Consider the following 11822-nt stretch of genomic DNA (forward strand, 5'->3'; position numbering starts at 1 on the left):
CACTATTCCAGCAGGATCGTATAGATCCCGAAAGGCTCGTAGTTCAGAGAGAAGGTGCTATGAGAAACATCCAGCTCTTCTATCCTTTCCTCGAGAAGATTTGTGAGATAGGCCCTTTCAAAATCCAGAGTGCTCCTTATCACAGCTGTGCCTCTTGATCCTAACAGCTCACATACCCTGAGTATTCTACCCTTCCCATTCTCGGCGATCTTGAAGGCCATAATCCTTAAAGTCGACGCCTTCACTTCGAAGATCGGTGAATTCGCCCTGAAAGACCCCTTACTCGTAAGTAGTCTTGTATTAAGTAATTCTGCCTCTTGAACTGTCTTGAGCAGATCGCAACTTTCATGAGGAAAAACAGCGTATGTGAATTCGTGACGCCCTTCGTCTGCTGTGAAGTCGGGAAATACTGGAGATCTAAGCAAGTTAAGGGACACATTGCATCCTCTTACTCCGTAACCATACTTCCCGTCGTTCAATATCGATATACCGTAATCGTATTCTGATAGATCTACCCATCTATGACCGGGGACCTCAAAAGCCGCCTGTTCTATTACATCGTTTTCTGTTGTGGGTCGTGTAATGAACCCGCATGAAAGGTCATATCTTGCCTGTCTTGTGAGGACTTTCAAGGGGAACAAGGCTCTGAGCATTGTTCTTCTCATATGCCAGTCAACTGTGTTCTTTACCTCGACACGTCTTGAGTTTCTGTAAAGAGAAATGTCTTGGATTATCCTTGTCTTCCCCGCCTGAAAGACGCATCTGATTGTCTCTCTTATTGGGCCGAATTCAGTTTTCTTAATCACCGAAGGCTTCAGGCTCTCTGCGGTGTTACGATAATCTCTTTCGATGTCCCATGCGTCCCAGTAAGAGGGAATGTCTTTGAAAATCGCTATTGAGGCTTTTCCATCGAATACGTCTCTTAAGTGTTCTTTGTCATAAACACTTATTCCTTCTGCATCTACTTCAACAGTGAGATATTCGTTTTCCATCAACTTTGAGTCGTGATATTCTGTGTGCGGGTTCACGATCTCTTTATTAGAGAACTCTATTGTTACGAAGCCGGTGGGAGGAATTTCCAGCTCTGATAAGAACAAAGTATCACCGTTATCCAACAACTGGCAAGAGAATTCACCCGTAGGGCAAAACGGTTCTTTCGAACCCTGTGCAGTGAATTCAAGTTTCCTGCAGAAAGAACTCGGATTGAAGACTGTCAGTTTCATATTGTCTTCGTCCGTCAATCGATCAAAAGAGGCCTGAACCATTGACGATGTGGCTGAATGGACTTCATCCAGTTCGTTCAATGCGTCCTCATAAACCTCCTTTATTGATGAACCAGGCAGAATATCATGGAACTCATTCTGAAGGAGGATCCTCCATAGTAATTCGATCTCCCCGGGCTTATAGCCTGAGATTGCGCCAAGCATCTCCGCAAGTCTTAGCAAATCTTCACACTCTTTGTGAGCCATTTTGATTCTTCCCTGAGAGGTGTAAGTGCCACGGTGAAGCTCAAGATACAATTCGCCGTCATGTACGTGAAACGAGCGAGAGACCTCTTCTGCCCGCTTAAAGTAACTCTCAAAGCTTCTCATCACCAGTTCGGGCATTCCAGGCAGATCCTTGAGAAACCTGTAGTTTTCGATCATCTCATCTGTAGGTCCCCCGCCTCCATCACCATAGCCAAATGAAAAGACGGTTTCTGGGAACAAATCTTGGTCTTTGAAGTTCTTTGCAGTTGTCAGGATGTCTTTTGGTTCCAGAAGACCGTTGTATCCATTGGATGGATTCTTGAAGCTGTGGTAGATTACCTCAGAACCGTCTATTCCTCTCCACACAAATAGATCGTGGGGGAGGCTATTCTTCTCGTTCCAGGTCATTTTCGTTGTGAAAAAAGAGTCCATACCTGCCTTCCGGATAATCTGAGGAAGAATCCAGGAGAATCCGAAGACATCTGGAAGCCATACAGTGCTGCACTTTCTTCCAAAATGCTCCATGAAGAATCTTTGACCGTAGAGAAACTGCCTTACCAAAGATTCGCCGTTCAGCAGGTTGGTGTCACTCTCTACCCACATTCCACCCAGCAACTCCCAGCGACCTTCTTTCACAAGGAGCTGTATTTCCTTGAATAGACCGGGGTCTCTTTCCATTACATCTCTGTACATAGCAGCGGAAGACTGTGAGAAAATGTACTCGGGATACTTTTTTGCAAGCCTCACAGAATTGGAAAAAGTCCTGAGTATCTTTCTTCTAGTCTCCTCTAGCGGCCATAACCACGCGTAGTCAATGTGTGCATGACCAGAAAGCGTCATTGTAAGCCGACTAGGGAAGCGTCTCTTGAGATTTGCAAGTTCTTCTTCAACATTTCTCTCTGCTTCAGTGAATGTGTTGTGATCTTCTTCACTAAGTCGTTGACCTTCAGATCTAGTGAATTCCTCAGGCAGCCATACCGCCGATACCTCGCCAGAGATCTCCGGATCATCTAGAACTGCCTTCCAGTAGCTGGATGAATCTCTCGGGATTCTTATTCCGGCAAAGTTATCCGACAGAATTCTGTAGAGACTACTAGCGAGAACTTCATCATCAGTATAGGTGAAAAGCTCTATCAGATTTCTAAGCTTCCCTATAATTCGCTTGATATCTGAATCAACAATAAGTAGATCGGACTCTGAGAACACAGGTTCTTTGATACTGCTTCCAAAGAGCCCCTTGGGAACAACATCCGCTTCATAAAGGACCACTTCGCCGGCAAAAACGGAAAGATCGAGCTCTCTGTGATGTGTATTGATCTCTCCATAGGTAATTCCATTGATTCTCACTAGTGATTCTCCACCAAACCAGTTTCTGAGAATGAGCTGCTCATCAGCATCAATTGGCGGGAGTTCGATCTCCCTTGAAAAATATACCGGAAAGCTATCGGGAGACCACTTGAACTCCGGGGAGACTCTTCTTGAATTGAAGGACCAGGAGTCGATTCTCTTCCTTTTTTTGATTGTGTATGGGTACATTTCACCGATGGACCGAAGAAACTTACCTCTAGCGCTTTCCTTAGAATAGTACATAGTGCACCTCTCCCTAACACATTTTCGGAGCTACACTCATTAGACCATAATGAACTGTAAGTAAAGAAACATGCCAAGAGTACGATTACCGAAAAACAGTGAGTGTCATATAGTGCCGGTTTCTATATCACGCTGGTATCTTGTAGTGTTGATTGATGTAGGAGGTGTCTTCGTTGCTTGATACTATGAGGTTTCTCGGATGGTTCAACTTTATTTTACTGCTCTTTAATACATCACTGTTTATTCTTAGGCGGTCAACCCTAAAACGCTCTTCAAAACTTGAAAACCCTCCGAGAGCGGCCTTCGTGAAGCAGGTTCGATTTCTTGCTATTGTTCACCCTTGGACTGGCTCTGTGCTTATGCTTTCCGCTTTATTACACGGATACCTGGCAACCGGCGGCTTCATTCTCTACAGCGGAAGCCTGGTCTTCTTAAGCGTCTTGGCCCAGTCCGTAGTCTACCTTCTGGGCAAGTACGTTCCTGCTATGAAGAATAAGTGGAGACCATTGCACAGAGCTCTGATGATCGTCACATGGCTCTCGTTCTTTCTGCATCTACTTGCTCCAGAGTTTATCTGGTTCCCGATAATCTAGTCTTTTTCAATCAGCGATCTGACAAAGGGAATGACAATCTCCAGAAAAAGAGCTGGACTTTCCTCTTGTGGGAGATGGCCGGTTTCGGGAAGGATGAAGAGCTCGGCAGAATGCAACTCTTCGGCCAGTCTAATTGAGTCCTGCACAGGGACAATTCTGTCAGAGCCGCCAGTAATGACTAGAGATGGGATTCTTACGCTCTGTACCTTTGAGGAGTCATAAGGTCTTCTTGCGAGTGTAAGTTCCCAGAGAGCCCTGTCCCAGTTTGATGCCTTAAGCGGCTTTCTGTAACCTTCACGTATTTCATCAGTCAGTCTTTCCGGATCATACCACGCCATTTCCAGGATACTGTCTGAGTTTCTCAAGAGAGTTCTCGAGATAAGCGGCCCCAAATGCCTTCCCTGAGGAGTGCTCGTAAGTATCTTGAACAAGAAACTGTCTGTGTCTTCTGTGTAGATCGCCGCGTCAACCAGGACAAGGCAAAGCACTTTTTCTGGGTGTTGAGCCGCGACTTCAAGAGCTGTAAGCCCTCCGGCCGAGTGACCAACGAGCACTGCCTCTTCGAATCCCAAATATTCCATAAGCGATACTGTTAACTCAACCTGTCCTTCCAAAGAGTATGGGTTGAAAGAACTGATATCCTCGCCAAGTGGTCTTGAGGTCAGGCCAAATCCAGGTCTGTCGAAAGCAATAACAGAGAACTCTTCAGAGAGAGGACCGATCACTTCTCTCCATGAGAAAGTGCTTGCTCCGAATCCATGTAGCAGCATTAAAAGGGGTTTGCCTTCTCCTTTTGCTTTGTAGTGGATGTCTGCATTATTGATCGTGACGAACATACTGTCTTCATCGGCTAGAAGCCTTGGGACCACAGTATTTTCAAGATCGCTCACCGGTATTAAAAAAGGCGCGATCAGCAGTATTGAGATCAGCGAGGTCATGATGAGCAAGATCTTCATTTTCTTGCCTCTGAACTGTGAATTGAAGCGAAGGCCTTATTGACAAGCTGCTCGGCATCAACACCATCTCTCGGGAGCAATACAAATCCCGCCCTTAGTTCCATAGAGAACTCGCCACAGTTTTCTTGCCAGATTTTGAATGCGTTGAGGGCCTTTCGAAGTATTGTGCTGGCATTTCTGTAATCCTTCAGATCTTCAGCTAGAAGTAGAAACTCTCTTCTTGAGAATCTGCAGAGCGTGTCATTCTTTCTAATCCCTCTCACCAGCGAGTGTGCCATATCGATTATCGTTGATTCTTCGATACTCGATACCCCTCCTTTGCTCACAAACTCGAAGGCAGCGACCATAGAGGAGGAGTTATTTCTTCTGCTCCTGAATAACGCCATGTTAACTCTATCTCTGAAAAGCACGTAATTTGGAAGACCGGTTTCGCCGTCGAAGTGAGCCAGTTGGGAGATAGTTTGTTCGGCCAGCTTCAGGTCGGAGATATCTTCAACCACGAAGAGAAAGAAGACTCTCTCCGACACCGACAGTCTCTTTACATAATACCTTAACCACCTTCCAGCACGTCTAATGTGATGAAACTCCAACGAGTCCTCGCTTGAGTGCTTAACTTCTCTTATCTTCTTCGAGATCTCTTCTTTGATGTCTTCTATCATGATAGACGCAGCGTTGTTTGCAAATACCGTATTTGAGTGTTCATCGATAATCGCTATTCCATCTTCAATTCCCATTAGAGCTTCGAGAAAAAGATCCGGAATATTCTCAGAGAGATTATCCAGTCTCATTATCACACCACCTTTGTACTGCACGTACTTATCGTAGCCTCAGTCATATTGTAACCTCTGTTAGTAGGAATAAGGTATCTGTTCAGAAAGCTTAATCATGAAACAGATGCAGGCGAGAGATCTCCGCACTTGTCGGTATAATGGTACTGATGTCTTAATATTGGAAAGGAGGAGCGGATATTGAAGAAAAGAGCTGCGTTAGCCATGGCTTCCCTGTTGTTGATTGCACTCCTTCTCCTGCAGGCATGCGACCGCTCAAGACTTGTCACTACGGTTACCTCGGTAATTGATGGTGATTCCGTTACGGTGAAGGCGCTAAACGGCACTGTAAGGCTTATAGGAATAGATGCGCCGGAAACTAGATCAGGCAGCAAACCAGCGGGCCAGTTTGCCGATGAAGCGAAAGATTATCTGGAAATGATAACACGCGAGAGTGGAAAAGTTACCCTTGAGCTTCATGGAAAGGATACATACGGCAGACACCTTGCGTATCTTTTTGACTCGGAAGGTACCTTGATAAATTCTGATATAGTTAGGCAAGGTTTGGCCAGACCTCTTACCTATGAGGACACGTCCCATTATTCATCTGAGATAAGGAATGCTTACAGAGAAGCTTTCAGGAGTAGAAGGGGGATCTTCACTTTCTATGATCAGTCTCCTGTATTTGATGCTTCAATTGTGAGAGGAAATCTCTATTCTTACCAGTCAGGGGGTTTTTTGGGAAGAGTGATCTGGGTGGAATTCGAAGTAACGTCGGTAAACGGTCTCACCTTAGTGGGCGATGACATTGTGGTTCGAATCAGGTCAGAGGAGGCATCGCTTTTCGCGCTCGATCAGGCAGATCTGCAGGTGCTCTATAGAAAGAGGATCAGAGTCTATGGAGAAGTCTGGCAGGATACTTCTGGTAAGGCTTTGATGCTGATCAGAGACCCGGGAATAGAGATCATAGGAGTAGCTCAGCTTGCAAAGACTCTTCCTCTTTTACCATTGGGGGCTTTCTGAAGCTCTTCACAAGAAAATGCTGCAAACCAAGAATTGACAGGAAGTGAGAAATGTGCGAAAATGTAGTGCAAATGATTTGCGCGAATTGTTTGCCTATAGGAGGTGCCCTTTGAAGAGAATGACATCACTCAGAAGAGAAGTTCTGGAGATCATAGATAAATCTGAATTGCCGTTGAGCGCTGATTCAATTCATGAAATGCTTGATGAAAAACCTAATCTCTCAAGCGTTTATAGAGGTCTTTCCTTTCTTGAGGACGAGGGTCTTATCCGCTCGATATCATTCGAGTGCGAGACTAGATTCTATTTCAGCAGTCAGAGGGAGCCAGTTCATTTTCTGCACTGCAAGAAATGCCACAAAACTAAGCCTTTCTATGAGTGCTTTGTCGATTCTTTTGCAAAGAGAGTTGCGGAAAACCGAGATTTTACGATTACTAACCATGTGTTTTACTTCATTGGAATCTGCGGGGATTGCAGGAGAAAGATCGTCTCCGATGTTGAGGAGGGCAGAGTATGACAAGAAGAGTAATATTGATTCCTTTTCTGCTGATTACATTACTTTCGGGTACAGTTTTTTCGCTCAGGATAGTTGCAACGATTAATCCCTACTATTTGATTGTAAAGGAAATCGTGGGTCAAAATGCTCAGGTAGATCTTCTTATAGGGCCGGGTCAGAACCCCCACATTTTCTCTCCAAAGATCTCTGACATAAGAAGACTGGATGGAGCGGACCTGGTAATAGCAAACGGCCTAGATCTTGAGATTTTCCTGGAAAGACATCTGGACGATCTCGCCTCCCGAGGCAAGACGGTTGTGTACATTGGGAATCTCTTGCCCAAGGAGCTTATCATGGAGAAAGAAGAGCAGAACGAAGAACACGAACATGACCATCACGTGAATCCTCACATTTGGCTTGATCCAGTGATTCTTACTGATTACGTTATACCCTTTCTAGTTGAAGCGCTCTCAGAAATCGCACCAGAGAAATCTGGGTACTTTTCAGCGAATGCTGCGCAGCTTATTGATGATCTGCAGGAGTTCGATGAAGAGGCAAATTCATACCTTGAGAAGTTTCGTGGAAGCGTAGTCATTGTTGCACACCCCAGCTTTACCTATTTCTTCAGAAGATATGGATTGAGACTCGAACCGGTTCTAGAAGGGATAGGAGATGAGCCTACAATAGGCGAGATAAAGAAACTTGTCGATTTTGTGAGGGGCGAGGAAGTTGTTGGTATCTTTGCGGAGTACCAGCACTCTAAGAGAGCCATAGATATTCTGACGGCCGAGACATCTGTAAGACATGGGGAGCTTGACAGTCTTGGAATTTCAATGAGCGGCATCATCGAGCTGTTGCAGTGGAATCTCGGAGAGATCAAGAGGGTCTTTGATGGAGAGTAGAATCCTAAGAGTAGAGAGCTTGAGCTACAAGATCGGCAGCCACTGGATCCTGAGGGACGTGTCTTTCGAAGTGTCCAGAAGAGAATTCGTAGGAATAATTGGTCCAAACGGTGCCGGAAAGACAACGCTAATTAAAGCGATCGTTGGTGATCTGAGCGACTATTCGGGGAAGGTGTCTGTTTCAGCGAAAATTGGATACTTGTCTCAGAGCCCCGAAAGAAAGCGAGACTTCCCAATAAGAGTTAAGGAAGTGGCCGCGATGGGTCTCTATGGAGAGCGCGGAATCCTGAAACCCCTGAGAAAGTGCGATTGGAAGAAAGTTGAGGATCTTCTAGAAAGGGTAGGTATATATGATCTGAAGGAAAGGAGAGCCGGTACACTCTCCGGCGGCGAGTATCAACGGCTGATGCTTGCGAGGGCATTGGCATCAGAACCGGAGTTGTTGATACTGGACGAGCCTGAAGCCGGTGTGGACGAAATGGGAAAAGCCTCCTTTTACAGGTTGCTTGAGTCACTAAAGAACGATAAAAACATGGGAATACTTATGGTGAGCCATGATATTGGAATGGTTTTTGAAGCTTGTGATACTGTGATGTGTATTAACAAGACCCTTCATTGCCACACATCTGCTGACAAGATACGACCAGAAGAACTGCAATCAGCTTTTTCTGGCGACCTCGACCTTTTCATAAGATCGAGAGATCACTTCGAAAGGGAGCACCACTTATGATTCAGGATTTTGTGAAGGACATCATAAGCTACGGTTTCCTGAGAAACGCATTAGTGGCCGCCATTCTCGTAAGTTCACTAACTGGAGTGTTCTCGAGTGTGGTTGTGCTAAGAAGGATAGAGTTCATTGGAGATGGTGCAGCTCATGCGACATTTGGAGGAATTGCTTTCGGCCTACTTCTCGGAACGGATTATTTGCTTATGGCGGCAATTACCGCCGTTGTCTTTGCAATTGCCGTAAGCTACTTTACCAGGAGGAACAAGTTGTCCGAAAGCAGCGTAATCGGAATGCTCCTTCCTCTTTCGATGTCTCTGGGAGTAATCGCGCTTTCATTTGTAAGAGGATACACACCGGATGTGATGGGCCTGTTCTTCGGGAACATCCTGATGGTTACTTCTGAAGACGTTTGGCTGCTTATCGCAGCTAACCTTGTCGCTATGGCCTTCTTCACGATATTCTACAGAGAGCTTCTATATTACTCGTATGACGAGGGAATGGCGAAGCATTACGGTGTGCCTGTTGGGGCCATTCACTATGCAGTCCTAGTAGGAATCAGCTTGAGTGTTGTAAGCTCAGTCAAGATTGCAGGAATTATACTGGTTACGGCATTTCTGGTCATTCCGGCAGTGGCCGCGAAGCTTATCGCTCGCTCATTCAGAAGTATGATCGTTTTCTCTGTGAGCCTGGCAGTGGTAGCTAGCATAATAGGCATATTCGTTTCTTATGCGCTTGATATGCCTCCCGGACCGGTAATCGTAGTTGCACTATTCTTGGAATTCTTGTTGTCAGCTTCTTTGAAGAGGTTTATTGGAAAGGAATCTTGAAAGATACGACTATCAGATGCGCAATAGTACAAACTTGGTCGATTGCAGGTGGAGTTGAGAAAGATAGATATATGATCCGAATAGTTGGTGAAGCTTGTTGTACAGTGGGAATTGAGTAGAGAGCTTGGCGGCGAAGGGAGAAATGACATGAAGATAACTGTTTTGTGCAACGACAAAGCTCTTAAAGGGTTTGAGTCTGAACACGGTATCTCTTTTTACATTGAATCAAGCAAAAAAAAGTACTTGTTCGATACCGGATCTACAGACGTTGCTGTTAAGAATGCAGCGAAACTTGGTATAGATTTGTCTGAGATCGAAATGATTATCATCAGCCACGGTCACTACGACCATCTTGGAGGTTTAGAGAGCGTACTTCGTGAGTCTGGAGGAAAGAGAGTACTGATTGGTGAAGGTGGTTTTGAGCCGAAGTATAGCGGTAAAGTGGAGTCAAGTCCCAAAATTAATAGAGCAGAATTCGAAGAGCTTGGGGCGTCAGTAGAAAATGTATGCTCTTCGAAGGAGATTGAAAAGGATCTCTATGTAATGACCGCAGCGCCTTTTGCCACAGATGAGAGGCCTGAGGAGAAACATAACAAGGTTGATGGCAGAAAGCAAACTCGCGATTTCTTCGGTGATGAGCTTTCTCTTGCTCTTGTCGAGAGCGGTATTGTAACGGTAATAACCGGTTGTTCTCACAGGGGTATTGGAAACATAATCAAGCAAGCCTCTGAGTATGGAGAGGTGAAGGCTGTGGTTGGGGGCCTACATTTGCTTCACAAAACAAAGGAGGAGCTTGATGGGATTTTCAACTATTTAGAGGGATTTAAGATTGAGAAATTCCACATTGGGCACTGTACAGGGGATGAAGTTATAAAGGCAATTGAGCGAAGGTTTTCTGCCAAAGTCTGTGAGCTTCGAGCCGGAGAAACCTTTGAGTCTCTTATATAACAGTGTAAGACTATTACCGTCAAATCATGAAGTAGCAAATTGGGAGGTCGAAGAAATGGACAAAACGATGAACTTTGAGTATTTTCTGCCGACAAGGATTGTCTTTGGTGTGGGTACGGTGAATAAGGTAGGCAAACTAGCCAGAAATCTGGGCAAGAAGGCAATGATAGTAACAGGAAGAAGTAGTACGAAGAAAACAGGTCTTCTTGATGAAGTGATCTCGATCTTGGAGAAAAGTGGAATCGAAAGTGTTGTGTTTGATGATATAGTACCTAACCCACTATCATCAACGGTCGACAAAGGCGCCGAAATTGCCAACAGAGAAAAATGCGATATGGTCATAGGTCTTGGCGGAGGCAGCCCAATAGATTCGGCAAAGCTCATTGCAGTGGTGGCCAAAGATGGTGGCCGATGTTGGGAGTACACCGGATCTGGAGGAGGAAGAGTTCCGAAAGCTGCGCTCCCTATCATCGCCATTCCAACAACTCACGGAACAGGAACCGAGTCTGACCCCTTTGCGGTTGTGACGAACAGTGAAACCAACGAGAAGATAGGCGTTGGATTCGACCAGACTTTTCCTGTCATTTCCGTTGTGGATCCTGAGGTTATGAAGACCTTGCCCCCCTATCAGACGGCAGCTACCGGCATGGATGCCTTCTATCATGCAATTGAGTCGTACATAAATACAAATCATCAACCGACATCTGATCTTCTCGCGATGGAAGCAATGGCGCTTATAAATCACTATTTACCAATAGCATACACGGATGGGAATAATATTGAAGCCAGGACTGCTCTTGCCTGGGCGAGTACTGCCGCCGGCATTTGTGAAACACTATCGGGCTGTATTGCAAACCACTCATTAGAACACCCAATAAGTGCTCATTACGATGCTACACACGGTGCGGGGCTTTGTGCTACAGGACCTGCCTTCTTTGATTACATCAGGCCTCATACAAAAGAGAGACTGGCGCGAGTGGCTCAGATAATGGGAGCTCCAGGAAGCGTGATAGATATCAACAGGCTCTCTGAAATGTCAATAGAACTCATTCATAGGCTTCAGAAAAGTGTAGAAATCGATATCACTCTTAAGGAGCTTGGAGTCGAGAGATCTATGCTTGGCAGATTAGCTGAAGACGCAATGAGAACAATGGGCGGATTGGTTGAGGTGACTCCAGGAGACCTGAAGACCGAAGACTTGAAGAAGATTCTGGAGATGTCTTATTGATAGAGAGTTCGCCGTAAAGATCCGTTCAACGCTGTGAAGAACCGTCTTCCGCCGTCCAAGAACATGACCGTCCTTCGTGAAGATCAGCCGAGAAAGAGCGTTGTCGAGAGCTTCGCTTCGAGAGTGCGAGAATTTATAGTTGACCGTCAACGGTCCACCGTTCTCCAACCGAGAAGAGAGGACAAGCAGAAATGATGCCGACTTCGTCGGGAAGCGAAGCTCGCTGGCACGTGGAAGTGATGCTGGAGTAAAACATCAGACGCAGGGCTGGGCAAGAACGGCCCAGGTCGCAATGCCCG

At 45.6% G+C, this 11822-nt stretch carries 11 protein-coding genes; 8 read left to right on the forward strand and 3 right to left on the reverse strand.

Annotated features, from left to right (window positions below):
* Positions 1-2: 2 nt before the first annotated feature.
* Positions 3-3059, reverse strand: a complete 3057-nt coding sequence (locus B3K91_RS07015; RefSeq protein ID WP_292594479.1) for an alpha-mannosidase — start codon at positions 3057-3059, stop codon at positions 3-5.
* Between the two features lie 164 nt (positions 3060-3223).
* Between B3K91_RS07015 and B3K91_RS07020 the strand changes: the two genes are divergently transcribed.
* On the forward strand, positions 3224-3652 hold the full coding sequence (locus B3K91_RS07020) for a hypothetical protein (protein ID WP_292594482.1): 429 nt from the start codon (positions 3224-3226) through the stop codon (positions 3650-3652).
* Here B3K91_RS07020 and B3K91_RS07025 read toward each other — a convergent pair.
* Together B3K91_RS07025 and B3K91_RS07030 are read right to left on the reverse strand one after the other, a co-directional pair.
* Positions 3649-4608 carry an alpha/beta fold hydrolase gene (locus B3K91_RS07025; RefSeq protein WP_292594484.1) on the reverse strand — a complete coding sequence of 320 codons (960 nt, stop codon included), beginning with the start codon at positions 4606-4608 and terminating at the stop codon, positions 3649-3651. The two genes, B3K91_RS07020 and B3K91_RS07025, sit on opposite strands and share 4 nt — an antisense overlap.
* On the reverse strand, positions 4605-5396 hold the full coding sequence (locus B3K91_RS07030) for a diguanylate cyclase domain-containing protein (protein WP_292589124.1): 792 nt from the start codon (positions 5394-5396) through the stop codon (positions 4605-4607). Before B3K91_RS07030 ends, B3K91_RS07025 begins: the two co-directional genes overlap by 4 nt.
* A 180-nt stretch (positions 5397-5576) precedes the next feature.
* Here B3K91_RS07030 and B3K91_RS07035 point away from each other — a divergent pair, with 180 nt between their 5' ends.
* From B3K91_RS07035 to B3K91_RS07065, 7 genes are all read left to right on the forward strand, one after another.
* Complete coding sequence (locus B3K91_RS07035) at positions 5577-6398, forward strand: thermonuclease family protein (RefSeq protein ID WP_292589126.1); 822 nt, start codon at positions 5577-5579, stop codon at positions 6396-6398.
* A gap of 118 nt (positions 6399-6516) precedes the next feature.
* Positions 6517-6912, forward strand: coding sequence for a Fur family transcriptional regulator (locus tag B3K91_RS07040; RefSeq protein WP_258001668.1), 396 nt, complete (start codon positions 6517-6519; stop codon positions 6910-6912).
* Positions 6909-7793 carry a metal ABC transporter substrate-binding protein gene (locus B3K91_RS07045; RefSeq protein ID WP_292589128.1) on the forward strand — a complete coding sequence of 295 codons (885 nt, stop codon included), beginning with the start codon at positions 6909-6911 and terminating at the stop codon, positions 7791-7793. Before B3K91_RS07040 ends, B3K91_RS07045 begins: the two co-directional genes overlap by 4 nt.
* Positions 7783-8523: a metal ABC transporter ATP-binding protein gene (locus B3K91_RS07050; protein ID WP_102818824.1), complete on the forward strand. Its 741-nt coding sequence runs from the start codon at positions 7783-7785 to the stop codon at positions 8521-8523. The genes B3K91_RS07045 and B3K91_RS07050 overlap by 11 nt, the downstream gene beginning before the upstream one ends.
* A complete protein-coding gene (locus B3K91_RS07055; protein WP_214060809.1) occupies positions 8520-9347 on the forward strand; it encodes a metal ABC transporter permease in 828 nt (275 codons plus the stop codon). Before B3K91_RS07050 ends, B3K91_RS07055 begins: the two co-directional genes overlap by 4 nt.
* Positions 9348-9494: 147 nt before the next feature.
* Complete coding sequence (locus tag B3K91_RS07060) at positions 9495-10295, forward strand: MBL fold metallo-hydrolase (RefSeq protein WP_292589132.1); 801 nt, start codon at positions 9495-9497, stop codon at positions 10293-10295.
* A 55-nt stretch (positions 10296-10350) separates the two neighbouring features.
* Positions 10351-11523, forward strand: coding sequence for an iron-containing alcohol dehydrogenase (locus B3K91_RS07065; RefSeq protein WP_292594487.1), 1173 nt, complete (start codon positions 10351-10353; stop codon positions 11521-11523).
* The last annotated feature ends 299 nt before the right edge of the window (positions 11524-11822 follow it).

Origin of the sequence: Mesotoga sp. UBA5847, assembly GCF_002432735.1 — a bacterium.
GTDB lineage: Bacteria > Thermotogota > Thermotogae > Petrotogales > Kosmotogaceae > Mesotoga.

Bases quoted from the DNA above. Each gene is read 5' to 3' on its own strand.
- B3K91_RS07015 (WP_292594479.1), bottom strand. From the start codon at position 3,059: ATGTACTATTCTAAGGAAAGCGCTAGAGGTAAGTTTCTTCGGTCCATC.
- B3K91_RS07025 (WP_292594484.1), bottom strand. From the start codon at position 4,608: ATGAAGATCTTGCTCATCATGACCTCGCTGATCTCAATACTGCTGATC.
- B3K91_RS07030 (WP_292589124.1), bottom strand. From the start codon at position 5,396: ATGAGACTGGATAATCTCTCTGAGAATATTCCGGATCTTTTTCTCGAA.
- B3K91_RS07040 (WP_258001668.1), top strand. From the start codon at position 6,517: ATGACATCACTCAGAAGAGAAGTTCTGGAGATCATAGATAAATCTGAA.
- B3K91_RS07045 (WP_292589128.1), top strand. From the start codon at position 6,909: ATGACAAGAAGAGTAATATTGATTCCTTTTCTGCTGATTACATTACTT.
- B3K91_RS07050 (WP_102818824.1), top strand. From the start codon at position 7,783: ATGGAGAGTAGAATCCTAAGAGTAGAGAGCTTGAGCTACAAGATCGGC.
- B3K91_RS07055 (WP_214060809.1), top strand. From the start codon at position 8,520: ATGATTCAGGATTTTGTGAAGGACATCATAAGCTACGGTTTCCTGAGA.
- B3K91_RS07060 (WP_292589132.1), top strand. From the start codon at position 9,495: ATGAAGATAACTGTTTTGTGCAACGACAAAGCTCTTAAAGGGTTTGAG.
- B3K91_RS07065 (WP_292594487.1), top strand. From the start codon at position 10,351: ATGGACAAAACGATGAACTTTGAGTATTTTCTGCCGACAAGGATTGTC.